Raw genomic sequence first — 23911 nt, forward strand, 5'->3', positions numbered from 1 at the left:
TACATGACCTTAAGGTTCACTCTCCGATCTTAATATATCACCGTCACACCAGCTGGACCATCCGGCGCTCGAACCTCCCTACCCTGACCCGCCACCAGCCGCGGAGTTCCTCGTCGAGCGCCGGATCACCCGTGTCCGCGCGCAGGACACCGATCGTGTCGAGCTTCGATCGGGAGGCGACGACCTCGACCTCGCAGCGTCGGATCACCTCCGGCGAGAGCTGGTGGTTGCCCCGTCCGAAGACGAACCCCTGCCCACCGATCGGCGAGACGACGATCACGTTCTCCTCGCCGAGCGACTCGAGGATCTCCGCCTCGCTCGCGTCCCGAGCCAGGACCTCGCCGTCGCGCCAGACGTCGACGCCGAGCGGCGACCCCGAAAAGCCCAGCGTCTCCTTGATCGTCCCCAGGGTTCCACCCGGCGCGAGGACGTAGGTCGTCCCCTCGCGGACGTCCTCCGCGACGCCCTCGGCGAGACTCTCGACCGAGCCCCCCGAGAGCTGTTTGCCCGACTGCATCTCCTCCGCGACGGGGACGTGCGCCAGAGCGCGCAGGGTCGATCTGACCTCGCCCTCGCGGTAGGCCTCCTCGTCGATGTCGGAGACCTCTCGCACCTCGGTGGAGTCGAAGTCGGCGGCGACCCGTCCCGCGTCCTTGGGCGTGACGCCGAAGACCTCCGAGTAGATCTTCACCCCCGCGGGGATCCCCAGGATCGGGGTGTCGACGTCGAGTTCGGAGAGCGTCTCGGCAACGTCGGTCGCGGTGCCGTCGCCCCCGGCGAAGAGGATCAGGTCGACGTCCGCCTCGACGAACGCGCGTACCCCCTCGCGGGTGTCCGTCGCCCCGGTCTCCGTTTCCGGGGGATCGTAGACGACCTCCGGCTCGAACCCCGCCTCGCTCGCCTCCTCCTCGCCCATCGGCGGGCCGCAGGTCAGGATGTGCGTCTCCGGCGCTCGCTCGCCCAGCGCGGAGAGCGCGTCGACCGCCCGTTCGGGTGCGCGCGGCTCCGCACCGAGTTCGCGTGCCTCCTCGACCACACCGTCGGTTCCCTTGAGCCCCACGCGGCCGCCCATCCCGGCGATCGGATTGAGGACGAACCCGAGTCGTCGCATGGGCGGGCTTCGGTCGGAGCGGTGAAAGTCCGTCCGGTGTCGGTCCCCCTCGCCGCGTCGACTCGGGAACGGTTAAGACGCCCCGATCTAGAGGGGGAACCATGATCCCGACGCTCGCCGGCCACGCCATCCCGCTCGCCCAGCACGAGACCTACCCGATCGAACTCGTCGCCGGCCTCGTTCTCCTGCTCTCGGTGGCGATCACCCTCGCGTGGGTCGCGTACCTCTACCGGTAGAAACGAACCGCGTCGGACGGTCCCGGTCGGTAGCTGGCCGGTCCGTCGGGCGGTCTCGAGAGGGCGCTCGTCTCCCGTCGTGGTCGCTGATTCGACCGCCTGCGCCGAGGACACCGACCACCCTCGACCGACGTTCGGTACCGATCCGAGACACCACACTCCCCGGGGAGCGACCGGACGGAGAACACGCGGGAACTCGCCGGGCGCTCCCGGCCAGTCCGTTCAGCAGGCAGGGAATCTATTACCCTGCTGGCACCCTCTTCTCACGAGGGACGAGAATGGAGGAACCGGACGAAGAGGCGGTCGAAGAGCCCACGACGAGCGAGGAGCAGGCGGAACGCGAGGCCACGTGGATGGCCAAGGAGTGGGCGTCGATCGGCGTGATCTCGATCCTCGCGGTGGTTCTGGTGGCGCTCGCGCTCTTACAGCTGACGGGCGTGGTCGACCTCTTGGCACCGATCGCGGACACCGAGATCGGCCAGTGGTCCGCGTTCGCCGTCCTCGCTCTCGTCGTCCTCGCGATCTTCCTCTGGAGCCGACGAGGGGTGTGAGGTCGGTCCGAGAGACGAACTCCGGGTAGCGATCGGTTATCTCGACTGGAGAATCGCCGAGGCGCCCGGTGAACCCTCCGCGAGACCCTACTGCGACCCGACGAGCGGTCACTCCTCCGGCTCCTCGACCACGTCGACCCGTTCGACCAGCCAGTCGACCGCCGCCTCGACCGCCGCCTCGTCGGTCCCCGAGACCTTCAGTCGAACCGTCTCGGAGGGGTAGCTCCCGATCGCCACGTCGAAGCGCTCGCGTACCTCCTCGATCCGATCGAGGAGCCCGCTCTCCGGTTCGCTCGTCACGACGCTCCGGCTGTAGGTGGCCTCGCCCTCGAACTCCGCCTCGATCGACTCGAACATCGCCTCCATCTCCGAGGGCACGCCGGGCAGCACGTAGACGTTCTCCACCACCGCGCCCGGCGCGACGCCCGCGTCGTTGTGGAGCGGGCGCGCGTCCGCGGGGAGGTCCGCGGTGCCCGTCGTCAGGTCGTCTCTGGCGTAGCCGCCCTCCTCGGTGAGCCAACGGAGCGCCTCTTCGTTCTCTTCGACCTCGATGCCGAAGGCGGCGGCGACGCCCTCCATCGTCAGGTCGTCATGGGTCGGTCCCAGCCCCCCGGTGGTGAGCACCGCGTCGTACCGTTCGGCGTACTCCCCGACCACGGCCGCGATCTCGTCGATCCGGTCGGGGATCACGGTCATCCGCTCGACGCGAACGCCTCGCGCACCCAGCCTGCCCGCGAGCCAGTTCGCGTTCGTGTTCAGCGTGTCCCCGGCGAGGATCTCGTCGCCGATGGCGACGACTGCGACCTTCATACCCCCGCTTCGAGCGGTCGGGAGAAAAGCGCGCCGACGGCGTCCCCTCGCTACCGCATTCCCGGCGGCGGGTCGTCCCGGTCGTCCTCGATGTCGATGTCGAGCCCGGCTTCCTCGCGCTTTCTCTGGAGCTCCTTGATCTGCTTTCTGACACGGGCGAGCGCGATCAGCGCCCCGGCCGAGGCGACGACGACCAGCCCGGTGAACAGGGTGACGTCGCGCTCCTGGTAGTAACGCAGGCTGATCGTGCTCGATCCGACCTCCTCCCAGGTAAGGTGGACCCGGTCGTCTTCGATCGTCTGCTCGTAGCCGCCCGGCCTGATCGTCCCGAGAATGAAGTTATCGGCACGGTAGCCCGGCGGGAGGACCACCTCGTAGGAGCCGGGGACCACGGTCCGAGTGTCGAAGTTCCGCGAGCGGGTGCTCCCGGTGTAGGCGAGTTTGCCGTCCTCGGCGGGGAGCTCGACCGTCACCGCCGTCCGGCTCTCGTCGACCTCGATCTCGCCGGAGTCGTAGTCGACGACCGTGCCGTCCTCGTACTGGAACCGGATCGACTCGACGGGGATCGGCCGGTCGTCGCCGTAGCGCGTCGACTGGTAGAGCAACACCGTCGACTGGTTCTCTACTCGATACACCGCGCGGTACTCCCCGTCACCGATCACGATCGTCCCGTCCCGGTCGCTCTCCCAGGGGTACTCCTCGGTCGGCTCCGCGGCCAGTCCGTCCTCGCTGGTGGTCGAGCCGAGACCCGCACACCCCGAGAGGATGAGTAGGACGGCGACCGCGAGCGTGGCCGTGAGCCGACGGTTCATGACTGCGGTATCACACACCGGAGTTCGGAGGGGAGGTGGTGTCCGATCGCCGCGAGCAGCCCCGGGGGGTCGGTTCCCTCTCGGCAGATCACGCTCTGTTCGAGCAGGCCGAGGCGCTCGACCGTGACGATGTCCTGGGCGTGACCCGCACGGTTCACCGTCGCCCGCACCTGCCCTCTGGTGGCGTTGTTCACGTTCACCCGGCCGGTGCCGCGGGTCCACTCGAAGAGCCGATCTCGCTCCTCGTCGGCGAGCCGTGGCGGGTCGTCCCAGACGAACCTCAGAGGGAGATGCTGGACGAGACCGAACCGTTCGACCAGCCGCTCGGGACTCCCCGGACCGAGGCCGAGTTCGTCGGTCGGGATCTCGATCTCGGTACCTGAATCGAGGACGAACCCGTCCTCGTCCCAGGACTCGAGCGTTCCGACGTACGTCTCGCCCTCTTCGAACCCCTCCGAGATCTCGCCCCACCGCTCGCGCAGGACGTTTCTCGCCACCACACTGTCCTCGCCCGTGACCGTCACCGTCGGGAACTCGTCGTGACGCACCCCGATCTCGTAGCTCACCTCCAGATCGCCGATCGAGTCGGCGACGAGCGAGCCGAGCCCGTCGAGCGCCCGTCTCCGCGCCTCGCCGTGGACGGTCACCTTGGTCGCGAGGACGACCATTATGTGGTCGCTTCGACGTTCAGCTCGTCGCGAAGCTCCCCGATCCGACGCTCCATCGCGTCGACGAGGTAGTCGTTCTCCATCGATTCCAGTGGGGAGGCACACTCCGGACACTCGAAGCCGAAGTCCATCGCCTCGCCGAACTCGAAGCGGATCGAGCAGATCTCACAGAGGTAGAACTCGTGGTCGCGCTCGTAGGACTCGCGGGCCTCGAGCGTGACGAGCAGCCGCTCCATCTCCTCCGCGAGGTTCTTCGGGATCTTCTCGTACTCGAACGTCCAGAGGTAGGTGAGCCAGCCCGAGTCCTCGTCGCGGAGTCGGCGGTAGCTCGCCAGGTCGTTCTCGTAGAGGATGAACAGCGCGCGGCGAACGTCGTTGAGCTCCAGGTTCAGCCGCTCCGCGAGCTCCTCGTCGGTCACCTCGCCGTCGGGCGGGGCGGCGGCGACGGGCATCCCCGTCGGGCCGACCAGCTCGTGGAGGTACTTCTGGATGACGGGGTCGGACAAGAGGTCCTCGAAGGCCATTACCCTCCCTACCGGCGTCGTCGCGTTAAGTCTTTTTCTCGGTCGAGCGGTTTACGGCCCGGAGTACAAGCGACGTCACTCTTCGCGTTCGACCCGCTTTCCCGTTTTCCTGGGTACGACCCGGTGGGTCGCACCGGCCCACTCCCGGTCTAACTCCCGTCCCTCGAACAGTCGGTCCAGGAAGACCGCCAGCCCGGCGACCTCCGAGTGGGGCTGATTCGTGACCCCGACGTTCCAGTCGGCGGCCTCGTAGACGTCGAACGGCACCTTCTCCGCGCCGACGACGACGAGCAGCGGCTCCTCCTCGTGTGCCTCGCGGATCTCGCCCTCAACCTCCTGCACCGGGAGGCCGTACATCGTGAGGTGGACGATCCGGCCCTCCCAGTCCCGAAGGAACGTGCGTGGCTCGTCGGTCAGTTCGGCAGAGAAGGGGCCGCCGAACCGTGTGGTTACCTCCTCGACCGTCTCGACCGCGCCCGAGACGCCGCCCGCGACGACCACCCGATCCGCGCCGAGTGCGCGCGCGGTGAGGCCGACGTGCGTCGTCATCCGCTCGTCGCGGCCGGGTCGGTGGCCCAACCTGAGCACACACAGCTCCGGCGATCCGTTCATACACGAGGGTTCAGGCCGCCGGGTTAGGCGGTTTCGTTTCCCGCGTCGGCTCCACGACGTCCGTCGGAGCCCCGGCATCGACCGGATCGGTCCGACGGGTCGACTACCGCTCGCGTTCCGACCGCTTCGCCATCTCGAGTGAGGTGAAGAAGCCGAGATACGCCGGGATCCCCGCGAGCATGAACATGTAGAACACCCAGGTCGGCGCGCTCACGAAGACGAACTCGAAGAGCAACGAGACGAGGCCGACCCAGGCGAGCGCGAACAGCAGGTCGTGGACCATCCCGGTCCTGTGCTCGCTGACGTGCTCTCGGAGGGGGTCGAGTTTGCTCATGTGGTTGGTGTGGTCGTCCCCGGTGGGGACTGTGTCGGGGGTTTCGTACGGATCGCTGTAACCGTTTACCGGTGCAACCGAATGCAGGTTGTGGTTGCGCCGGAAATGACTGACAGCGGTCCGTGTCAGTCCCCGTCGTCGACGTAGTCGACTACGAGCACGGGGACGTGCGTCGAGCGCAACGTCCGCTCGGTGACGCTCCCGAGCAGCGCACGGCGCACGCCCGAGCGCCCGTGACTGCCCATCACGACGAGGTCGATCCCCTTCTCCTCGGCGTAGTCGGCGATCACCCTGTGCGGGCGGCCCCCGGCGTGACGCTCGGCGACGGTCAGCCCGAGTTCCTCGGCACGCTCTTTCACGTGCCCCGTCGCCTCCTCGGCGTCCCGCCTGAGGTCGGTCATTCCCTGGAAGTTGCCCTGTTCGATCCGGTCGAGCTGTTCGGTGCCGAGGCTGTAGGCGATCGCGTCGGTGTCGGCGACGTAGAGCGCGTGTACCTCCGCACCGTACTGTTCGGCCAGCGAGAGCGCGTGATCGACGGCGACCTCCGCGACCCTGCTTCCGTCCGTCGGAACGAGTATTCGTTCGTACATGGTTCAGTCGTCGGTCGGCGCGTTACCGTTCTTCTGTGCGACCACGTCGGCCGCGGTCATGTCTCTTGGCATCGGGTCGGGGCTGTGACACTGCCGGACCATCTGCTTCGTCCGCAGCGGAGGGTCGTCGGTGACCAGCGAGACGAGGATCGTGACGGCGAAGACGATCGGCACGCCGACGAGGCCCGATCCGATCGCCGGCATCCACGTCGCGAGGAACTCGATGCCGAACCCGGGGCCGAAGTGTCCCTCGTTGAACATTGGGATCAGCCAGACGACGAGCCCCGTCGTCATACCGGCGAGCGCCCCCGGCCGGTTGGTGTTCTCCCACCAGAGCCCGAGGAAGAACATCGGGAACAGCACGATCGCCGCGAGCGAGAACGCGAAGGAGACGAGCGCGGCGATCGGCGCCGTCGGGTCGAGCGAGAAGATCATCGTCAGCACGCCGAGGGCGATGATCGAGAGCCGGCCCACGAGGACCTGCTGGCGCTGGGTCGCCTCTGGGTTGACGATGTTCGCGTAGATGTCGTGGGAGATCGCCGAGGAGCCGGCGATGAACAGCCCGGCGGTCGTCGCCATCGCCGCCGCGATCCCGCCCGCCGCGACGATCCCGACGAACCAATCCGGCATCCCCGCGAGCTGCGTCGCCAGCACGACGATGACGTCGGCCGCCGCGTCGCTCATCCCCGGGTCGCCGAAGGCGTCGCCGATCTCCTGGCTGTAGAGGTCGGTGCCGAAGGCGGCGTAGGCGGGCGCGGAGAGGTAGAGCACACAGATGAAGAAGAGCCCCCAGGTGCACGACCAGCGGGCGATCCGCTCGTTCTGGACCGTGTAGAACCTGACCAGCACGTGTGGGAGCCCACAGGTCCCGAAGACGAGGCTGAAACAGGTCGCTACCCAGAGGTAGTAGCTGCCGCCGGCGAACGGATCGGAGAACTCCGCGGCGAGGTCGTTGATCAGCATCCCGTACTCGATCTGCGGGGCCACCGTCGAGTAGCCGCCGACCCAGCCGGTCGCGAGCAGGCCGAAGAGGAACGCGCCGATGAGGATGACGTACTGCAGGACCATCGTCTTGGTCGCACCGAGCATCCCCGACAGCGCCAGGTAGCCGATCGTGATGATCATGAACAGGATCATCATCACCTGGTAGCCGCTGAACAGGCCGCCGGTGAGCGCCGACCAGTCGCCGAGGATGTACAGTCCCACGAGCCCCATGCCGCGGGCCTGCCCGAGCGCGTAGACGAATCCGATCAGGAACGTCGTGATCGCCGCGAGCGCCCGCGCGGTGTCCGAGTTGAAGCGGTCGCCGACGAAGTCCGGTGCGGTGTACTTGCCGAACCGCCGCATCTGCGCGGCCATGAAGATCAGCAACACGAAGTAGCCGGTCGTCCAGCCGACGACGAACGCCAGGCCGTAGACGCCCGAGAGCGCGATCAGCGCCGCCATCCCCAGGTAGCTCGCCGCGCTCATCCAGTTGGCGCCGATCGCCATCCCGTTCTCGAGGTTGCCGATCGACCGACCGGCGACCCACATGTCCGCCGTGTCGGCGACCTTGTAGAAGACGCCGGCGCCGAGAAAGAGCACCATCATCCCGACGACCAGCAGCGCCGGGAGGAGCTTGAACGAGACGTCGAGACCCTCCGGGAGGAGCTCCTCGTCGGCCTGCAGCGGCGCCAGCGCGTCGGCCATCGCTGGTGCCGCCTCGACGGCCGCGAGCACGAACTCGCTCACTCGTCGACACCCCCGTCAGTGGCCGCCGCGCCCTCGGCGGCGTCGGCACCCTCGGGTTCGGGCGCCGCCATCTGCTCGATACCGTACTTCTCGTCGATCTTGTCGCGTTTTCGGGCGTACCAGACCGAGAGCAACAGCGCGCCGGTCGGCGCACCGATCGCGATCAGGAAGTAGTGAAGCGGGAAGCCGAGCACCGGCATGCTCTGTGTCATCAGGTCGGGGGCGATCCGCGTCGCCGTGATCGGTCCGAAGACGATGATCGCCCAGGCGACGAAGCCGGTCAGGATCGCCCGGTTGTGATCGCGCATGAACGGCGTCGCGGGCTTCAGCAGGTTGATCTCCACGTCGAGGTAGTCGATCTGGCGCTCTCGCTGGACGTCCGAGAGCCCGCCGTCGGTCGCCACCTCCTCGTCCGGGTCGGTCTCGGCCGTCATCTCACTCGCCCCTGACCTTCGACTCGATGTCCGAGACGACCTCGGGGTTGCGAAGCGTGCTCGTGTCGCCGAGTTCCTCGCCGTTCGCGATGTCCTCGAGCAGCCGACGCATGATCTTCCCGGAGCGCGTCTTCGGCAGCTCCGGCGTGAAGATCACCTCCTCGGGCCGCGCGATCGGGCCGATCGCGTCCTCGACGCCCTCGACGATCTGCTCTCTGAGGCTCTCGTCGTCCTCGTGGCCCTCCTCCGTGATGACGTAGGCGTAGACCGCCTCGCCCTTCAGCTCGTGGGTGCCTCCGACGACGGCGGCCTCCGCCACCCCGGGAACCCCGACGATCGCCGACTCGATCTCCATCGTCCCCAGCCGGTGCCCCGAAACGTTGATCACGTCGTCGACCCGTCCGAGGATCGTGATGTACCCGTCGGAATCGACCTTCGCACCGTCCTCGGGGAAGTAGATCCAGCTGTCGGAGTCGGGGTCGGAGTACTCTTCCCAGTACTCGGAGAGAAAGCGCTCGTCGTTCTTATAGAGCGTCCGGAGCATCCCCGGCCAGGGTCTGTTCACCGTGAGGTAGCCCGCACCCTCCTCGACCGGCTCGCCGGAGACGTCGACGACCTGCGCTCCGATCCCGGGCAGCGGCGGCCCGGCGGAGCCGGGTTTCATCGTCCCGATCCCGGGGAGGGTGGTGATCATCATTCCTCCCGTTTCGGTCTGCCACCAGGTGTCGACGACCGGACACTCCTCGTTCCCGATGTGCGTGTAGTACCACTTCCACGCGCGTGGGTTGATCGGCTCGCCCACGGTTCCTAGAAGGCGCAGCGACGAGAGGTCGTGTCGGTCGGGGTACTCCGCACCCCACTTCATGAACGCACGGATCGCCGTCGGTGCCGTGTAGAGCTGTGTCGCGTCGTACTCGTCGGCGATCTCCCAGAGGCGGTCGCGGTCGGGGTAGTCCGGCGTCCCCTCGTACATCAGGGTGGTGGTGCCGAGCGCGAGCGGCCCGTAGACGATGTAGGAGTGGCCCGTTATCCACCCGATGTCCGCCGCACACCAGTAGGTGTCCTCGGGCTTCACGTCCAGTACTGCATGACTGGTCCACGCCGCGTACGAGAGATAGCCACCCGTGGTGTGTTTCACGCCCTTCGGGGTACCCGTCGTCCCCGACGTGTACATGATGAACAGCATGTCCTCCGCGTCTCTGGTGACGGGTTCGACCTCCGCGCCCGACTGCTCGGCGACCAGATCGGCGTAGTCGTGCTGACCCTCGTCGAGGTCGTGGTCCAGTTCGTCGCCCAGCCGATCGACGACGACCGTCGTCGTCCCGTGGTCGACGTTCGAGAGCCCCTTGTTCGACTTCGAGAGGTGATCGAGCGCGTCGCCGCGGCGGTAGTAGCCGTCACACGTGATCAGGTACTCGCTGTCGGCGGCGTTCATCCGCGTCGCGAGCGCGTCCGCCGAAAAGCCCGCGAACACCACCGAGTGTGGCGCGCCGATCCGCGCACACGAAAGCATCGCGATGGGAAGTTCGGGAACCATCGGGAGGTAGACGGTGACGACGTCGTCCTCGTCGACGCCGAGCTCTCGCAGGGCCGCCGCGAACTCGTTGACCTCGCGGTGGAGCTCCTCGTACGTGTACGTCCGCGTCTCGTCGGTCGGCTCGCCGACCCACTCGATCGCGGCCTCGTCGCCCCGTCCCGCCTCGAGGTGTCGGTCGAGACAGTTGTACGAGGCGTTGAGCTCGCCGCCGACGAACCACTCGTAGAACGGTTCGTTCGAGTCGTCGAGAACGGTGTCGTGCTCCGTCTCCCAGTCGAGTAAGTCGGCCGCCTCCTCCCAGCACGCCGGCCACTCCTCCTCGAATCGCTCGTAGATCCCCGGGTCGCTCACGTTCGCCTGCTCCGTGAACGATTCCGGCGGGTCGAACGCGTCCTGTTCGACGAGCCGTGCCTCGAGCTCTCCCGACTCCGGTGTGTCGTCCTCTGCCATAGTACGTCCACCCCATACCGAAGTAGTGTACTAAACGTAGGCTCTAGATGTGCAAAATACACCGCCGCCTGGATACACTATCCCTGTTCCCCTTGGAACGAAAGGTCGGTGTATTTTCACACTGCACCGCCGAAATTATCCACGGTCGACCGTGAGGGTCATCGGGTCGGGCCTCTCCGCAAGGGGGACGCCGTGACGGGAGTCGGCTCTAACTGTCTAGGCCCTCGCGCTCGAAGACCGCCTCGAGCAGCGTCCGCTGGCCCTTCCTGAGGTGGTTGTGCAGCGTCGGAGAGGTGATCCCCATGGCGTCGGCGACCTCCTCGGCGGTGGAGCCACGGGGCCAGTCGAAGTAGCCCCCGAAGTACGCCGCCTCGAGCGAGGTCGCCTGTCGGTCGGTCAGGCGGTCGGTCACTCGACTCCCGAACTCCCCCGCGGTCCGGTCGGTCCGTTCGACCTCGCGCTTGCCGACGAACGAGGAGTCCGGGAAGTGAAGCGAGAGGCCGTCGACCAGTACCCTGACGTCGGTGTCACGGGCGCAGTCCGCGACGATCCGCATCCGACCCTCGCTGACGGCGACCTTTTGGACGCTCGCACCGTACTCGGTGAGCGTCAGCGCCGGTGACTCGCCGGCGAACGTGAACTCGAGGAGCGACTCGTCCGCCCGCTGGTCGACAAGTCGCTGATCGGTGACCCCCCGGCTCTCGACCGCGTGCGAGACCACCTCGGCGGGAGCCGCGTCCGTGACGACCGCGTAGGCGAGCAGCGACGACTCCTCGACGGGGACGACCGATCGGAGCCGCACGTCGCAGTCGAGCACACGCGAGAGCGAGACGAGGAACGATCGCTCGTCGGTACACTCCAGTTCGAGTTCGACGACCACGTCCGAGAGGGCGAGCGTCCGCCGCCGGTGCGTCGCGAGCGCTGCCGAGAGCAGCCGCCCGAGGAGTTCGAGCCGGTCGCGCTCCCAGGGCTCGAACGCGTGCCTCGAAGCCACACAGAGCGTGCCCTGAACCGTCTCGCCGGAGGCGACCGGGGCGACCAGTACCCGATCCCCGTCGCCGATCCCGTCCGCGAGCCGGGTTTCGACCTCCCCGAGCACGGCGGCGTACGTCCCGGAGAGCGCGTCCGTCACCGACGAGGGGCCGTCGGAGTCGATCCCGGCGACCGCCGTCGGTTCGGGGCGACTCGTCGAGAGCGACCGGCCGACGATCCAGGCGTACTCGTACTCCGCGGAGAGCCCCTCGCACACCTCGGTCTCGATCGCCTCGCGGTCGCCGGCCTCGAAGAGCGCCGCCCCGATCGACTGGATCCGCTCGGAGAGTTCGACCCGGCGACGGAGTCGATCCCGGTCGGTCCGGAGGGCGTCGTGTCGCCGTCGCTCCTCGCTCAGATCGGTCAGTAACAGCGTTCGCTCGCCGTCTCGCGCGTGGGCGACCTCGATCCGTGCGTAGACGTCGGAGCCGTCCTTCCGGCGGAGCCACCGTCCGTCCGTCGAGCCGTCCCCGGGGGCGATCGGCCCGCCGTTCCGGGTGAGCGTCGAGAGCGACCGGCCGAACAGCTCCTCCGGAGCGTAGCCGAGGGTTGGTCTGGAGCCGACACACCGACGCACCGTTCCGCGCCCGTCCGTGACGAGGGCCGTCGTGTGTTCGCTGTCGCCGATCGCCGTCGCGAGCGCACCATCCCCGGGGGGCGAGCCAACCGAAACCCGGGGTCCCCCGACGACCTCCGGCTGGCGGTCGAACGCTCGGATCGTCGTCTCCGGTGTCGGCTCCGGCAGCGAGGCGTCGAGCGAGTCGAGGCTGCGCCAGCCCCCGACCGCCTTGACCGTCCGCGGATCGACCCCGATTTCGCAGAGAAGCGTCTTCGCGAAAAACCGGCGGAGATCGCGAGAGGAGACCCTCTCGAACGATTCGTCGCCCGTCCGAACCGCCGCGCGGGCGGCGACCTCCCCGATCAGCATCTGCACCCGCCGGGGGGAGACCTGGAGGAGCGGGTCGTCCCCGTCGATCCCCCCCGAGTTCGCGTAGCGCTCGATCTCCCGGGCGACCGACGGCGGGACGTACGCGGTCCGCTCCCGGTCACCGGACACCGCGAGGAGGTAGCGCGAGGGGTCGGTCCGCGCCTCGGTGAGGTCCGCCGGAACGAGGCGCGTCATCTCGGCGGGTCTGAGTCCGACCTCGCCCGCGAGCCGACAGACGACCGTCTCGCGGTAGGTCCCGGCCGCGTCAAGGAGACGACGGTACTCCCACCGGTTCAACTGCCGGGCGTCGGGCGGGCTCTCGTCGGCCATCGCTTCGGACAATCCGAGTAGCCGAAAGTAAATCTACCGCCGTTCCGTCGTGTGTCGACCTCGACGCACGCTCGAGAGACGGATCGGGACGTGGTTCGAGGGCGTCGACCGGAGCGGAGAACGCTCACTCCCGGTTCGTGCTCTCTATCTCGCCGACGACCTCGGGGTTGCGAAGCGTGCTCGTGTCGCCGAGTTCCTCGCCGTTCGCGATGTCCTCGAGCAGCCGACGCATGATCTTCCCGGAGCGCGTCTTCGGCAGCTCCGGCGTGAAGATCACCTCCTCGGGCCGCGCGATCGGGCCGATCGCGTCCTCGACGCCCTCGACGATCCGGTCGGTGAGCGCGGACGAGGGCTCCTGGCCGCTCTCGGCGCTCACGTACGCGTAGACGGCGCCCTCGCCCCCAGACGAGCTACCACCGACGACGGCGGCCTCCGCCACCCCGGGAACCCCGACGATCGCCGACTCGATCTCCATCGTCCCCAGCCGGTGCCCCGAGACGTTGATCACGTCGTCGACCCGTCCGAGGATCGTGATGTACCCGTCGGAATCGACCTTCGCACCGTCGCCGGAGACGTACGACCACTCGCCCGCCTCCTCGCGCCAGTACTCGGAGAGAAAACGCTCGTCGTCGCGGTAGAGGGTGCGCATCATCCCCGGCCACGGCCGTTCGAGGGTGAGTGCCCCGGCCCGCCCGGGATCGGCCTCCTCGCCCATCGCGTCGCGAACCCCGGCCTCGATTCCGGGAAGCGCGAAGCCGGCCGCACCCGGGCGCATCGGGTCGACGCCGGGGAGGGTGGTGATCATCATTCCTCCCGTTTCGGTCTGCCACCAGGTGTCGACGACCGGACACTCCTCGTTCCCGATGTGCGTGTAGTACCACTTCCACGCGCGTGGGTTGATCGGTTCGCCCACCGTGCCCAAGAGCCGGAGCGACGAGAGGTCGTGTCGGTCGGGGTACTCCGCACCCCACTTCATGAACGCACGGATCGCCGTCGGTGCCGTGTAGAAGACGTCGACGGCGTTCCGGTCGACGATCCGCCAGATCCGGTCGCGGTCGGGGTAGTCCGGCGTCCCCTCGTACATCAGGGTGGTGGTGCCGAGCGCGAGCGGCCCGTAGACGATGTAGGAGTGGCCCGTTATCCACCCGATGTCCGCCGCACACCAGTAGGTGTCCTCCGGGGTGAGGTCGAGGACGGCCCGGGCGGTCCACGCCGCGTACGAGAGATAGCCACCCGTGGTGTGTTTCACGCCCTTCGGGGTGCCCGTCGTCCCCGACGTGTACATGACGAACAGCATGTCCTCCGCGTCTCTGGTGACGGGTTCGATCCGCTCGGCGGCGTGAGCGTCGCACAGATCGGCGTAGTCGTGCTGTCGCGCCTCGAGAACGTGCGGGAGCGTCTCGCCCAGCCGATCGACGACGACCGTCTCCACCCCGTGATCGAGGGAGAACAGCGCGTTGTCCGCCTTCGCCTTCTGGTTGAACGCGTCGCCGCGGCGGTAGTAGCCGTCACACGTGATCAGGTACTCGCTGTCGGCGGCGTTCATCCGCGTCGCGAGCGCGTCCGCCGAAAAGCCCGCGAACACCACCGAGTGTGGCGCGCCGATCCGCGCACACGAAAGCATCGCGATGGGAAGTTCGGGAACCATCGGGAGGTAGACGGTGACGACGTCGTCCTCGTCGACGCCGAGCTCTCGCAGGGCCGCCGCGAACTCGTTGACCTCGCGGTGGAGCTCCTCGTACGTGTACGTCCGCGTCTCCCCGAGTTTCCCCTCCCAGGTGAGCGCTGCGTGGGTCTTCCTGCCGGCCTCGAGGTGTCGGTCGAGGCAGTTGTACGAGGCGTTGAGTTCGCCGCCGACGAACCACTCGTAGAACGGTTCGTTCGAGTCGTCGAGAACGGTGTCGTGCTCCGTCTCCCAGTCGAGTAAGTCGGCCGCCTCCTCCCAGCACGCCGGCCACTCCTCCTCGAATCGCTCGTAGATCCCCGGGTCGCTCACGTTCGCCCCCTCGACGAACGACGGGGGCGGGTCGATCAGCTCGCGACCCGAGAGGCGTACGTCGAAGCCCGGTCCCGCCCCCTCTACCATGTGGGCCTGTCAGGGCGAGTGGCGTGATAAGCCTTGACGCTAATCCGGGAGAGGGGGCTCGTACGGACTGCTCTACGTCCGTACCGCTCAGACCGGGACCCGCTTCTCGGTCTGATCGGGTAACAGGTACGGCGGTCCGTATCAATCGACCGACACCGTCGTCCGCGCCTCGCACGAACGGTCGGGACGGTCGAGGACCGCCCGCGCCTGGTAGTCGCCGGCCGGCGGGTCCTCCCAGGTGGTCTCGTAGCGTTTCGTCTCGCCGGGTTCGAGCGTCTCCGAGCGGAGGACCTGTGTGAACATCCGCCCGTCGCTGTACCGCCAGCGCTCGTCTCCCCCCTCATCGACCAGGACGTCGAACGACTGCCCGCTCCGAAAGGAGAGCTTCACGGGTTCCTCGCCGTCGTTGGTGACCGTGTAGACGAACCGGACCCCGTCCCCGTCGGCCGTCGCGTCGAGCGAACTCGAGAGCGCCATAGGCGTGCTGGGACCGCGAGACACAAAAGTTCGACCGCACCCTGACCGCCACCGCTTTTTGTCCGTGGCGCGTAGCGCGGGCGTGCAGATCGTCGGCTACCAGACGGGCGCTGACGGCGGCGAGCCGGCGCTCCTCGTCGCCGACGGCGGCTCGGTCGGCCGCGAGCCGCTCGCCACGGGGAGAGAGCTCTCGTACACCCTCGGCGAGCGCCGCTGTGCGGGCACGGTCGTCGACGGCGAGCACCGAGCCTGTTCCGCAGCGGGCGGCCCGTACTGTGAGGACCACACCAGTACCTGGGTCTGTGCCCGGTGTACCGGGACGTGTCTGAAACCGGTGATGGACTGTCACGAGGAGCACGCGGTCTACCTCGCGGCGTTCGCCCCCGACACGTTCAAGGTCGGGGTCACGAAGAGTTGGCGGCTCGAGGTGCGGTTCCGGGAGCAGGGCGCGGACCGGGGGGCGCACGTCCACACCGTCTCGGACGGACGGATCGCCCGGGAGATCGAGGCCGAGATCGCGGCGGAGATCCCCGATCGGGTCGGCGTCCCCCGGAAGATCCGCGGCCTCGACCGGCGGGTCGACGAGGAGGCCTGGCGCGAGCTGCTCTCGGGGTTCGACGTGATCCGGACGGCCACCTTCGAGTACGGACTCTCGATCGACGAGCGACCGATCCCGGAGACGCTCGTCTCCGGGACCGTCCGGGGGACGAAGGGGCGGGTGCTCGTCGTCGATCGGGGCGGGACGACCTACGCGGTGGACATGCGTGACCTGGTCGGTCACGAACTCCTCGCGGGGGCGACCGAACGCGACCTCCAGTCGAGCCTCGGCGTGTTCGGGTAGCAAGGCAAGCCCTTTCAGTCGGGGCGACGAAGCCCGCGTATGGCAGACGAACCCGACGAGGGCGAAGGCGGCGAACCGGAGGAGAAGTCGTTCCGAGAGCGCGTCGAGGAGATCAGAGAACAGCGGGCGGCCGAGCGCGAGGAGGGCGAGCCCCACCCGGGCGAGGAGGCCGAGGAGATGATGGGTGGCGGCCCCGGCGGGATGGGCGGCAACCCGTTCGCGCAGATGATGAGCGGGATGATGGGCGGCGGTGGCGGCCCCGGCGGGATGGGCGGCGCCCCGGGCGGGATGGGCGGGATGGGCGGTCCGGGCCCCGGCGCGGGACCGGGCGGTCCGCCGGGCGAGGGCAGCAACGAGCAGGTCGTCCGCGAGCTCAGACAGCTCCGCGACGAGGTCGGCGAGCTCTCGACACAGCTCGAGCGGATCGCCGACGCGTTAGAGGAGTAGATGTCGATCGCGGCCGAGCGTATCGAGCGGCTCCACCACCTCGCGGCCGGGGCAGCGAGGGAGGGCGAGGACGACCGCGCCCGCGAGTACGTTCGTCTCGCAAAGCGCATCGCCGAACGGAACCGGCTCCGGTTTCCCCGCCGGTTCGAACGGTCGGTCTGTGACCGCTGTGGGCTCTACCTCAGGCCGGGACGAACGGCGAGGACCAGACTCCGCGACGGCCACCTCACCGTCACGTGTCAGTGTGGCGGTCAGAAGCGCTATCCCTACCGCGGGAGGGTATAAACGTTCAACTGGGTCGGCGCTCTATCCGGGACAGAGACCATGAGTGACCCGGATCTGCAGCGGGAGATACACGACCTGGACGTGACCGTTCGGGTAGGGAAGGGAGGGATCGCGTCCGTCGCCGACGAACTACGCGACCAGCTCGACGGACGCGACCTCGTGAAGGTGAAGTTCCTCCGGTCGGCCAGGGGCGAGAGCGAGACCGAGGAGCTGGCTGCCGACCTCGGCGAGCGAGCCGACGCGGAGCTACTCCAGACCCGGGGGCACACGGCGGTGTACCGTCGATGAGCGCGGTCGCTCCCGTGGTTCTGGAGGGGCCACTCACCGACGCGGGCATCGAGGAGGGGCTGGCTGCCGCCATCTCGAGCGCGGTCGTCTTCGTCGTGGCGTTCGTCGCGCTCGCGCTCGTCGCGCACGCGGTCGTGATGCCGCTGATCGACAGGTTGCTCTCCTCGCGCGACCTCGACGAGCACGCGAGGCGGCCGATCGCGAAGATCGCCTGGGGGCTCGTGCTCTTCGGCGTGATCGCGATAGCATTCGGGATCGCGGGCTACGGCAACTTCCTCGTCGCGCTCGCGACGATCGGCGCGGCCGCGACGATCGCGCTCGGCTTCGCGATGCAGTCGGTGCTCTCGAACTTCGTCTCCGGGGTGTTCATCTTCACCGAGAAGCCGTTCCGGATCGGCGACTGGATCGAGTGGGACGAGCACTCGGGGATCGTCGAGGACATCAGCCTCCGGGTCACCCGCGTGCGCACGTTCGACAACGAACTGCTCACGGTACCGAACTCCCAGCTCGCCGACGGCGTCGTGAAGAACCCGGTCGCGAACGACTCCCTCCGGCTGAAGTTCGACTTCGGCATCGGCTACGACGACGACATCGACGAGGCGACCGAGATCATCGTCGAGGAGGCACGCGAGCACCCCGAGATCATGAACGATCCCGCACCCTCGGTCCGGCTCACCGAACTCGGCGACTCCGATATCGGCCTCCAGTCGCGCATCTGGGTCGCGGATCCGAGCAGGGCGGACTTCGTCCGGATACGCGGGGAGTACGTCCAGTCGGTGAAAGAGCGCTTCGACGCTGTCGGGATCGACATCCCGTACCCCTACCGAAACTTGGACGGGAAAGTGCTCGTCAGGAACGTCGCCGAGGAGGCGATCGGCAGCATCGGGGAGGGCACGGAGTGAGCAGGCCCCGATTTTAGGCGGTTCACGCCCCTCGTTTCGCACGTGCCTACCCACTACGACGAGGTCATCGAGCGAGTGCGTGGACAGGCGAACCTCGGATCGGACGGCGAGACCGAACACGTGACGATCGCCGTCCTCTCGACGCTCGGAGAGCGCCTCTCGGAGGGACAGGTGCGGGACCTGGCGGACGAACTGCCCGAGGACCTCGCGGGGATGCTCACCGACACGGGGGTGAGCGAGGCGCGCTCCTTCTCGGCCGAGGAGTTCGTCGACCGGGTCCGAGAGCGCGAGTCTGAGGTCGACGCGATCGAGGACGACGACGCCCGCCGGCACGTCCAGGCGGTGTTCCTCGCGGTCTCCGAGAGCGTCAGCGACGAGGCGTGGTCGGACCTCGACGATCAGCTCCCCGCCGAGTACGGCGAGCTCTACACGGTGCCGGGACAGCGGGAATGACGACCGTGAGGATCGAGTCGGTTCATCAGGTAACGCCGGACGTGAAGTAGTTCCTCCTCTCGGTCGACGGGGGGATCGGCTACGAGCCGGGCCAGCACACGACGATCCGGTTCGAGCGAGAGGGCGAGGAGGTCGTCCGGCCGTACACCGCAACGTCGCTCCCGGGAACCGGTCGGTTCACGCTCGCGATCCGACGCTACGACGACGGCACCGCCTCGGTCTACATGCACGAGCGCGAGGTCGGTGACGAGGTCGAGATCGGCGAGCTCGGCGGGAACCTCACCCTCGACGATCCGACCGCGAACGTCGCCTGCGTCGCGACCGGAACCGGCATCACGCCGATGGCGGCGCTGATCAAACAGCACGTAGACGTCGGTGAGGGCGAGACACGGCTCTTCTTCGGCGAACGCACCGAGGAGGACGTCATCTACAGGGAGACGTTCGACCAGCTCGCAGCCCAGAACGCGAGCTTCGAGGCGGTCTACTCGCTCTCGGAGCCGGGAGAGGGGTGGACGGGTCCGATCGGACCCGTCCAGGAACACCTCCCGGAGGAGCTGGAGGAGCTCGCCGACTGGCAGTTCTACGTCTGTGGTGTCCCCGAGATGGTCGTCGAGACGAAGGAGCTGCTCTCGGAGGAGGGCGTCCCCGAGGAGCAGGTCTTACGTACCGGCGGCCGCACAGGGCGTCCCGGCCACTGCAAGGTCCTCCGGTGGCCCGTGGAAATCGCCGGTCGTGGGGTCTCCCGTCCCCGTTCGGCGACTCGACGGATCGATCGCATCGCGGTAGCCATCCGGTCAGCTGGTGCGGTTCCGAACGAGCCGTCCGCTCGAGACTGAAAACGGTATGAATGAGACGGACGCCCGGGGTTGCCCGGCGTTCCGGTGCGGGTAGTCCCGGTCACCTCCTCCACCCCGCGACCCGTCGAGCGACGGCTGTCCAGCGGTGGGCTGCTCGCTTCCGCGCCTGACCCACTGCCGCCGGTTAGCCACGACGGACCGTCCCTGCGGACGGGCGTCGTGGTCCACCGTCCCCGATGGACGAGGCTTCTCTGTCGGATTCCGGGGCCCGCACCGGTCTGACCGGACGCCCCCGGGGTTCGGTCCCCGCTGAAGACTACCTCACGGGTGAAAGCAGGGCCTAACTGCCCGACCTAGTCCACTCCCGAGTACACCGGGATGACGTAAGGGCCTTTCGCCTTCGCGTCCGGCGATCAGACCACGCCGATCGCCCGCGCGTAGAGCCCCGAGGCGACGGCGAGTCCGGCCGAGGTACCGACGACGACGAAGCGGTGATACGTCCAGGTCTCGGAGGCGACGATCGCGTTCTCCGACGGGACGGAGAACGCCCACTGGAGGGCGATACCGGTCGCGACGAGCCCGATGACGAGCGCGGCGCCAGCGGCCGTGTCCGGCTCGGTCCGGCCGGCGAGGCCGGCGCCGAGGACGACGAGCGCGACGAGCGCGAAGACCCCGAGGATGCCCGCACCGAAGACGCCGCTCGCGTAGTAGAGTTCGAGTTCGAGCTGGGCGTCGGCGGGCAGCCGGAGGTACGGCGCGAGCAGGGCGGCGACGAGCGCGAGACAGCAGACGATCCCGAACTGGGGGGCGCGTCGGGTCAGCTCCATGGCTCGCGTAGGCGAGCCGGACGGTAAGGGTTCCCGATCCGGAACGCAAGGCCCACATACCCGCCGACCGAGTGAGAGGGTATGGGACTCGGCAGCACCACCAAGAAGATCCAGATGCTCGCCGAACGAGCAGAACAGCTCTACGCGCGTCTGAACGAGGTCCAGGAGGAGATGGTCCACCTCAGAGAGAACCTGGACGAAACCCACGACTCCGTGACGACGCTGAAACACCACAGCCGCGAGAACCGCGCGCTGCTCGAGGCGATCGCCGACGAACAGGGCGTCGACGTGGACGCGGTGCTCACCGAGGCCGCGATCGAGGACGTCGACGCCGCCGAGGAGCGCGACGACGGGACGGAGGCGGACGACGGGGAGGCGGGCGTCGCGGACACCCCCCAGACCGACGGCGGCGACGTTTAATACTGTCGGCGGTACCTATGTGGAGATCCTCACCACCCCGTACCGATGAGGATCTTCAACGACGTACAGCCGACAGTATAATCCCACCCGGCAACAATTGCGGCCCATGACCGACCACCGCGAGCTGTTCTCGTCCGTCCTCGCGACGATCGGACGGACCCCGATCGTCACCCTCCACGCCGCCCCCGAGGAGGTCCCCGTCTACGCGAAACTCGAGTCGTTCAACCCCGGTGCGAGCGTGAAAGACCGCATCGGGAGGTACATGCTCGAACGGATGCTCGAGACCGGAGAGCTCTCTCCCGGCGGGACGGTGATCGAGCCGACGGCGGGGAACACGGGTATCGGACTGGCCATCGCCGCCGGCCAGCTCGACCTGACCGCGGTCTTCGTCGTTCCCGAGCGTTTCAGCGTAGAGAAACAGCAGCTCATGCGCGCACTCGGCGCGGAGGTGATCAACACCCCCACCGAGGACGGGATGGGCGGGGCGATCGACCGCGCGTACGCGCTCAGCGACGAGCTGGATAACGCCGTCGTCCCCCAGCAGTTCGCGAACCCGCTCAACACCGAGGCGCACTACGAGACGACGGCTCCGGAGATCTACGAGGCGATCCCCGAGATCGGCGCGGTCGTGATGGGCTGTGGCACCGCGGGAACGCTGATGGGCGTCGCGAAGTACGCTCGCGAGCAGCACCCCGGGACCTACGTCGGCGCGGTCGAACCGGAGGGCTCGCTCTACTCCACGACGAAGGGTCGCTCGGTCGAGGAGGGCGAGTACAAGATCGAGGGGATCGGCACGCACGACCCGGCGACGAACGAGCTGTTCGAGCCGGACCTCGTCGACGACGTGATCCAGGTGTCGGACGAGCGAGCCCACGAGGAGGCACACCGCCTCGCACGCGAGGAGGGCCACCTCGTCGCGACGAGCGCGAGCGCCGCGAGCGTCGCCGCGCTCTCGGTCGCCAGGGGAATCCGCGACGGCGAGATCGACGCCCCCTACCCGAGCGTGGTCACCCTCTTTCCGGACTCTTCCGAACGGTACCTCTCGAAGGGGATCTACCGGTCGTTCGAGGAGTGGACCGATTGATAGATCCGGAGTGAGCGGGAACCGACGTTCGAGGGTCAGTGAAGCCGGTCGAGCCACCACTGGCCTGTCCGGAGATCGGTCGGGATCTCCTCGCCGAACGCACAGCGTGTTCGCTCGGTCTCGCACGGACTGCCCACCCCGATCTCGATCACCGGCGAGCCACCCTCGAAGATCGCCGTACTCGCCGTCGTTAGCTGCCCGAACGCGTGCGGTTCGTCCGTCTCGGGTTCCGGATGGCGACAGATCGAATCGTCGCCGGGACCGTTCGCGTGATCCCGAGCGACCGCCCACAGGTCCTCGCGGTCGAGTCGGTCTACTCCCTCGAGCAGCCCGAGCGCGCGTTCGCGTCGATCCGTCGAGCTCTCGGTCCGCGTCGACGCCGAGTCGACGAAGTGGTTCGTCCTGGTCACGACGGGGCCGTCGTCGACGGCGATCCGTTCGGCCACGGGATCGACCTCGAGCAAGGCGCTATCGGTCCCGTCGGCCAGAAACAGCGTCTGGCCGCTCAACCGACGCGTGGGATAGGACTCCAAGTGGTCTCGAGCCTCGTCGACGGTGGCACACGTCTCCAGGAGCGTCCGAATGACGGTGCCGTTACGCAGTTGCTCTTCCGGGTCGACGTCCTCTCTCGTGCTGTCTATGTAGGTGTTGGCCGCGACCAGCCCCCGGTCGTTGACGCCCTTGAACGTCGTGATCGTTCCACACGTGTCGATCGTCAGAAAGCCGTAGTAGTCGTCGATCGGTGGCTGCTCGATGACCGATTTCGGGCGGGTCCCTCGACCCGCGATATCTCGGTTCTTGAGTACGAGCGGCCCGGAGCTACTGGGTTCGGTACCGGTCGAACCAGTGTCGAATCCACCGTCGGACTCGACCCTCGAGGGGGCAGCGAGGACGTTCGTACACCCCTTCGGGTTCTTCTCGGACCGCCCGTCCCCGTCGGCGAGCTCCTCGCAGAGCTCCGCGTAGACGAAGACGTAGACGTCGTAGACGTCCGGGTCGACGTCGAACGCCTCGGCCATCGTCTCGTACGCCCGGAGGTGGCGGTCGGGGAGACTCTCCCGACTTCGACGGGCGTACTCGAGCATCGGTTCGAGATCGACGTCCCGCTCGTCGATCGCTCGCTCGAGTTCGTCGATGGCCCACTCGACGGCCTCGCGTTCGGTCTCGGCCCGGCGTCGTGCCTGCTCCGCGAAACTATCGGCTCCGGCGATGAGATCGGTGTCGACAGGAGTATCGACGCCCGTGTCGTCCATACAGTGACGTGGGACTCGAGGTGGTTGTATTCTTGGCCTGAAACGGTAGGTGTGGGTCCAGGGGACGTTCGACGATCGGCACGGGCGAAGGATTCGGAGTACCGGATCGCCACGCCGTTCGACAAACGGACGGTACCGGCTCCCTCGGTATCGTCTACCATATCGACGTCTCGGGATTCGACGGAGATCACCCCTCGAAGCACGACACGAAACGGGCGAAGCCGGACCATTCAGCAACTGAAAGTCACACTCTTAGTCGATACGAGAGCGAACGCTGTCTTCGGTCTCCACAGAAGGACGACTCGCGAGCCCGATACACAGATCGCACCATCGCTCATCAACCACGACGCGACAGAAGTCGATGTCCGCTTGGAGACGGCCGATATGGCGATCGACAGATTCGGACAATGGTTCGCGAGAACGGGATTCGTCCGCTACTCGGGAGAGACGGAGCGGATAGTAATCGGCTGAAACGGCGACGTGGAAGGAAGTCTCACGCTAAAAAAACGCTTTGGGGTTCGAGTCCGATGACTCTGTATGGGACGCGATCTCGATGGCGTAGATCGAAGCATCCTCTATCTGCTTCAGAAGGACGCCCGAAACACGACCGCCCAAGAGATCGCCGATCAGGTCGGCGTCTCGCCCAGTACCGTCCGCAACCGTATCGACTCCCTCGAAGCCGACGGGGTCATCCGCGGCTACCATCCGGAAATCGACTACGAAGCAGCCAACCTTCCCTTGCAGGTGAGCTTCGTCGTAACCGTGCCGCCCACCAAGCTGACCGACTACTCCGAGCAGATTCGGGGGATTCAAGGTGTGATCGACGTACAGGAGATGCTCACCGGCCGTCGGAACATCCACGTCGACGTGGTCGGGACGAACACGGGCGATATTACGAGGGTTACCGATTCTATCCACGAGATGGGCGCTGAAATCGAGAGCTCGGAGGTGATGCGCCGGCGGCACGTCCAGCCGTTCAACCACTTCTTCCTGCAAGGAACGGATGATATGAGCACACGCGCGGACGATTCCCAGGACGAGTGATCACCGACGACGTGAGC

The 23911-nt window shown here is 67.5% G+C and carries 28 protein-coding genes, 1 other RNA gene and 1 pseudogene; 13 read left to right on the forward strand and 17 right to left on the reverse strand.

What is annotated here, in order from left to right; genetic code table 11:
* Positions 1 to 43: 43 nt before the first annotated feature.
* Complete coding sequence (locus tag V2L32_RS11360) at positions 44 to 1111, reverse strand: ATP-NAD kinase family protein (protein ID WP_331232482.1); 1068 nt, start codon at positions 1109 to 1111, stop codon at positions 44 to 46.
* 101 nt (positions 1112 to 1212) lie between these two features.
* Between V2L32_RS11360 and V2L32_RS11365 the strand changes: the two genes are divergently transcribed.
* Positions 1213 to 1347, forward strand: coding sequence for a hypothetical protein (locus V2L32_RS11365; RefSeq protein WP_331232483.1), 135 nt, complete (start codon positions 1213 to 1215; stop codon positions 1345 to 1347).
* A gap of 278 nt (positions 1348 to 1625) precedes the next feature.
* Positions 1626 to 1898: a hypothetical protein gene (locus V2L32_RS11370; RefSeq protein ID WP_331232484.1), complete on the forward strand. Its 273-nt coding sequence runs from the start codon at positions 1626 to 1628 to the stop codon at positions 1896 to 1898.
* A gap of 108 nt (positions 1899 to 2006) precedes the next feature.
* Here V2L32_RS11370 and V2L32_RS11375 read toward each other — a convergent pair whose 3' ends face one another.
* The 13 genes from V2L32_RS11375 to V2L32_RS11435 form a co-directional block, all read right to left on the reverse strand.
* On the reverse strand, positions 2007 to 2708 hold the full coding sequence (locus V2L32_RS11375) for a competence/damage-inducible protein A (protein ID WP_331232485.1): 702 nt from the start codon (positions 2706 to 2708) through the stop codon (positions 2007 to 2009).
* A 50-nt stretch (positions 2709 to 2758) separates the two neighbouring features.
* A complete protein-coding gene (locus V2L32_RS11380) occupies positions 2759 to 3520 on the reverse strand; it encodes a DUF5803 family protein (RefSeq protein WP_331232486.1) in 762 nt (253 codons plus the stop codon).
* Positions 3517 to 4188, reverse strand: a complete 672-nt coding sequence (locus tag V2L32_RS11385) for a DUF2110 family protein (RefSeq protein ID WP_331232487.1) — start codon at positions 4186 to 4188, stop codon at positions 3517 to 3519. Before V2L32_RS11385 ends, V2L32_RS11380 begins: the two co-directional genes overlap by 4 nt.
* On the reverse strand, positions 4188 to 4712 hold the full coding sequence (locus V2L32_RS11390; RefSeq protein ID WP_331232488.1) for a transcription factor: 525 nt from the start codon (positions 4710 to 4712) through the stop codon (positions 4188 to 4190). Before V2L32_RS11390 ends, V2L32_RS11385 begins: the two co-directional genes overlap by 1 nt.
* Before the next feature lie 75 nt (positions 4713 to 4787).
* Positions 4788 to 5324, reverse strand: coding sequence for a tRNA (cytidine(56)-2'-O)-methyltransferase (locus V2L32_RS11395; protein ID WP_331232489.1), 537 nt, complete (start codon positions 5322 to 5324; stop codon positions 4788 to 4790).
* A gap of 103 nt (positions 5325 to 5427) precedes the next feature.
* A complete protein-coding gene (locus tag V2L32_RS11400) occupies positions 5428 to 5658 on the reverse strand; it encodes a hypothetical protein (RefSeq protein WP_331232491.1) in 231 nt (76 codons plus the stop codon).
* A gap of 125 nt (positions 5659 to 5783) precedes the next feature.
* Positions 5784 to 6248 (reverse strand): universal stress protein, encoded by a 465-nt coding sequence (locus tag V2L32_RS11405; RefSeq protein ID WP_331232493.1) that lies wholly within the window; start codon positions 6246 to 6248, stop codon positions 5784 to 5786.
* A gap of 3 nt (positions 6249 to 6251) precedes the next feature.
* Positions 6252 to 7937, reverse strand: coding sequence for a sodium:solute symporter family transporter (locus V2L32_RS11410; protein ID WP_331236604.1), 1686 nt, complete (start codon positions 7935 to 7937; stop codon positions 6252 to 6254).
* A gap of 38 nt (positions 7938 to 7975) precedes the next feature.
* Positions 7976 to 8413, reverse strand: coding sequence for a DUF4212 domain-containing protein (locus V2L32_RS11415; RefSeq protein ID WP_331232495.1), 438 nt, complete (start codon positions 8411 to 8413; stop codon positions 7976 to 7978).
* Position 8414: 1 nt separating this feature from the next.
* Positions 8415 to 10400, reverse strand: a complete 1986-nt coding sequence (acs, locus tag V2L32_RS11420; RefSeq protein WP_331232497.1) for an acetate--CoA ligase — start codon at positions 10398 to 10400, stop codon at positions 8415 to 8417.
* A gap of 208 nt (positions 10401 to 10608) precedes the next feature.
* A complete protein-coding gene (locus V2L32_RS11425) occupies positions 10609 to 12690 on the reverse strand; it encodes a bacterio-opsin activator domain-containing protein (protein WP_331232499.1) in 2082 nt (693 codons plus the stop codon).
* 124 nt (positions 12691 to 12814) lie between these two features.
* A complete protein-coding gene (gene acs / locus V2L32_RS11430; protein WP_331232500.1) occupies positions 12815 to 14776 on the reverse strand; it encodes an acetate--CoA ligase in 1962 nt (653 codons plus the stop codon).
* A 141-nt stretch (positions 14777 to 14917) separates the two neighbouring features.
* Positions 14918 to 15253 (reverse strand): BsuPI-related putative proteinase inhibitor, encoded by a 336-nt coding sequence (locus V2L32_RS11435; RefSeq protein WP_331232502.1) that lies wholly within the window; start codon positions 15251 to 15253, stop codon positions 14918 to 14920.
* Between the two features lie 82 nt (positions 15254 to 15335).
* On the opposite strand from V2L32_RS11435, the gene V2L32_RS11440 reads away from it, so the two are divergent.
* The 7 genes from V2L32_RS11440 to V2L32_RS11470 all read left to right on the forward strand — a co-directional run bounded on the left by V2L32_RS11440 (position 15336) and on the right by V2L32_RS11470 (position 19305).
* Entirely contained in the window at positions 15336 to 16094 is a 759-nt protein-coding gene (locus V2L32_RS11440) for a DUF2797 domain-containing protein (RefSeq protein WP_331236605.1), read from the forward strand.
* A 39-nt stretch (positions 16095 to 16133) separates the two neighbouring features.
* Positions 16134 to 16541 (forward strand): hypothetical protein, encoded by a 408-nt coding sequence (locus V2L32_RS11445; RefSeq protein ID WP_331232503.1) that lies wholly within the window; start codon positions 16134 to 16136, stop codon positions 16539 to 16541.
* Positions 16542 to 16826: a ribonuclease P protein component 4 gene (locus tag V2L32_RS11450; protein WP_331232505.1), complete on the forward strand. Its 285-nt coding sequence runs from the start codon at positions 16542 to 16544 to the stop codon at positions 16824 to 16826.
* 39 nt (positions 16827 to 16865) lie between these two features.
* Positions 16866 to 17114, forward strand: coding sequence for a YhbY family RNA-binding protein (locus tag V2L32_RS11455; RefSeq protein ID WP_331232507.1), 249 nt, complete (start codon positions 16866 to 16868; stop codon positions 17112 to 17114).
* On the forward strand, positions 17111 to 18016 hold the full coding sequence (locus V2L32_RS11460; RefSeq protein WP_331232509.1) for a mechanosensitive ion channel family protein: 906 nt from the start codon (positions 17111 to 17113) through the stop codon (positions 18014 to 18016). Before V2L32_RS11455 ends, V2L32_RS11460 begins: the two co-directional genes overlap by 4 nt.
* Positions 18017 to 18058: 42 nt before the next feature.
* Positions 18059 to 18469, forward strand: a complete 411-nt coding sequence (locus V2L32_RS11465) for a DUF2267 domain-containing protein (RefSeq protein WP_331232511.1) — start codon at positions 18059 to 18061, stop codon at positions 18467 to 18469.
* 74 nt (positions 18470 to 18543) lie between these two features.
* Entirely contained in the window at positions 18544 to 19305 is a 762-nt protein-coding gene (locus tag V2L32_RS11470) for a ferredoxin--NADP reductase (RefSeq protein WP_331236606.1), read from the forward strand.
* A gap of 14 nt (positions 19306 to 19319) precedes the next feature.
* Here the strand turns inward: V2L32_RS11470 and ffs are convergent.
* Positions 19320 to 19630, reverse strand: an RNA gene (ffs, locus tag V2L32_RS11475) — signal recognition particle sRNA.
* A 49-nt stretch (positions 19631 to 19679) separates the two neighbouring features.
* Positions 19680 to 20093: a DUF7548 family protein gene (locus V2L32_RS11480; protein WP_331232513.1), complete on the reverse strand. Its 414-nt coding sequence runs from the start codon at positions 20091 to 20093 to the stop codon at positions 19680 to 19682.
* 81 nt (positions 20094 to 20174) lie between these two features.
* Between V2L32_RS11480 and V2L32_RS11485 the strand changes: the two genes are divergently transcribed.
* Together V2L32_RS11485 and V2L32_RS11490 are read left to right on the forward strand one after the other, a co-directional pair.
* Positions 20175 to 20513, forward strand: coding sequence for a DUF5798 family protein (locus V2L32_RS11485; RefSeq protein ID WP_331232514.1), 339 nt, complete (start codon positions 20175 to 20177; stop codon positions 20511 to 20513).
* A 106-nt stretch (positions 20514 to 20619) separates the two neighbouring features.
* Entirely contained in the window at positions 20620 to 21597 is a 978-nt protein-coding gene (locus V2L32_RS11490) for a PLP-dependent cysteine synthase family protein (RefSeq protein WP_331232515.1), read from the forward strand.
* 35 nt (positions 21598 to 21632) lie between these two features.
* On the opposite strand, the gene V2L32_RS11495 is transcribed toward V2L32_RS11490, so the two are convergent.
* Entirely contained in the window at positions 21633 to 22850 is a 1218-nt protein-coding gene (locus V2L32_RS11495) for a C45 family peptidase (RefSeq protein WP_331232516.1), read from the reverse strand.
* 152 nt (positions 22851 to 23002) lie between these two features.
* On the opposite strand from V2L32_RS11495, the pseudogene V2L32_RS11500 reads away from it, so the two are divergent.
* Positions 23003 to 23290: pseudogene (locus V2L32_RS11500) on the forward strand (transposase); the annotation flags it as partial.
* Positions 23291 to 23387: 97 nt separating this feature from the next.
* On the forward strand, positions 23388 to 23894 hold the full coding sequence (locus V2L32_RS11505) for an Lrp/AsnC family transcriptional regulator (RefSeq protein WP_331232517.1): 507 nt from the start codon (positions 23388 to 23390) through the stop codon (positions 23892 to 23894).
* Positions 23895 to 23911 lie beyond the last annotated feature (17 nt).

This window comes from Halalkalicoccus sp. CGA53 (genome assembly GCF_036429475.1).
Taxonomy (GTDB): domain Archaea; phylum Halobacteriota; class Halobacteria; order Halobacteriales; family Halalkalicoccaceae; genus Natronorarus; species Natronorarus salvus.

Bases quoted from the DNA above. Each gene is read 5' to 3' on its own strand.
- V2L32_RS11360 (WP_331232482.1), bottom strand. From the start codon at position 1,111: ATGCGACGACTCGGGTTCGTCCTCAATCCGATCGCCGGGATGGGCGGC.
- V2L32_RS11365 (WP_331232483.1), top strand. From the start codon at position 1,213: ATGATCCCGACGCTCGCCGGCCACGCCATCCCGCTCGCCCAGCACGAG.
- V2L32_RS11370 (WP_331232484.1), top strand. From the start codon at position 1,626: ATGGAGGAACCGGACGAAGAGGCGGTCGAAGAGCCCACGACGAGCGAG.
- V2L32_RS11375 (WP_331232485.1), bottom strand. From the start codon at position 2,708: ATGAAGGTCGCAGTCGTCGCCATCGGCGACGAGATCCTCGCCGGGGAC.
- V2L32_RS11380 (WP_331232486.1), bottom strand. From the start codon at position 3,520: ATGAACCGTCGGCTCACGGCCACGCTCGCGGTCGCCGTCCTACTCATC.
- V2L32_RS11385 (WP_331232487.1), bottom strand. From the start codon at position 4,188: ATGGTCGTCCTCGCGACCAAGGTGACCGTCCACGGCGAGGCGCGGAGA.
- V2L32_RS11390 (WP_331232488.1), bottom strand. From the start codon at position 4,712: ATGGCCTTCGAGGACCTCTTGTCCGACCCCGTCATCCAGAAGTACCTC.
- V2L32_RS11395 (WP_331232489.1), bottom strand. From the start codon at position 5,324: ATGAACGGATCGCCGGAGCTGTGTGTGCTCAGGTTGGGCCACCGACCC.
- V2L32_RS11400 (WP_331232491.1), bottom strand. From the start codon at position 5,658: ATGAGCAAACTCGACCCCCTCCGAGAGCACGTCAGCGAGCACAGGACC.
- V2L32_RS11405 (WP_331232493.1), bottom strand. From the start codon at position 6,248: ATGTACGAACGAATACTCGTTCCGACGGACGGAAGCAGGGTCGCGGAG.
- V2L32_RS11410 (WP_331236604.1), bottom strand. From the start codon at position 7,937: ATGGCCGACGCGCTGGCGCCGCTGCAGGCCGACGAGGAGCTCCTCCCG.
- V2L32_RS11415 (WP_331232495.1), bottom strand. From the start codon at position 8,413: ATGACGGCCGAGACCGACCCGGACGAGGAGGTGGCGACCGACGGCGGG.
- acs (WP_331232497.1), bottom strand. From the start codon at position 10,400: ATGGCAGAGGACGACACACCGGAGTCGGGAGAGCTCGAGGCACGGCTC.
- V2L32_RS11425 (WP_331232499.1), bottom strand. From the start codon at position 12,690: ATGGCCGACGAGAGCCCGCCCGACGCCCGGCAGTTGAACCGGTGGGAG.
- acs (WP_331232500.1), bottom strand. From the start codon at position 14,776: ATGGTAGAGGGGGCGGGACCGGGCTTCGACGTACGCCTCTCGGGTCGC.
- V2L32_RS11435 (WP_331232502.1), bottom strand. From the start codon at position 15,253: ATGGCGCTCTCGAGTTCGCTCGACGCGACGGCCGACGGGGACGGGGTC.
- V2L32_RS11445 (WP_331232503.1), top strand. From the start codon at position 16,134: ATGGCAGACGAACCCGACGAGGGCGAAGGCGGCGAACCGGAGGAGAAG.
- V2L32_RS11450 (WP_331232505.1), top strand. From the start codon at position 16,542: ATGTCGATCGCGGCCGAGCGTATCGAGCGGCTCCACCACCTCGCGGCC.
- V2L32_RS11455 (WP_331232507.1), top strand. From the start codon at position 16,866: ATGAGTGACCCGGATCTGCAGCGGGAGATACACGACCTGGACGTGACC.
- V2L32_RS11460 (WP_331232509.1), top strand. From the start codon at position 17,111: ATGAGCGCGGTCGCTCCCGTGGTTCTGGAGGGGCCACTCACCGACGCG.
- V2L32_RS11480 (WP_331232513.1), bottom strand. From the start codon at position 20,093: ATGGAGCTGACCCGACGCGCCCCCCAGTTCGGGATCGTCTGCTGTCTC.
- V2L32_RS11485 (WP_331232514.1), top strand. From the start codon at position 20,175: ATGGGACTCGGCAGCACCACCAAGAAGATCCAGATGCTCGCCGAACGA.
- V2L32_RS11490 (WP_331232515.1), top strand. From the start codon at position 20,620: ATGACCGACCACCGCGAGCTGTTCTCGTCCGTCCTCGCGACGATCGGA.
- V2L32_RS11495 (WP_331232516.1), bottom strand. From the start codon at position 22,850: ATGGACGACACGGGCGTCGATACTCCTGTCGACACCGATCTCATCGCC.
- V2L32_RS11505 (WP_331232517.1), top strand. From the start codon at position 23,388: ATGGGACGCGATCTCGATGGCGTAGATCGAAGCATCCTCTATCTGCTT.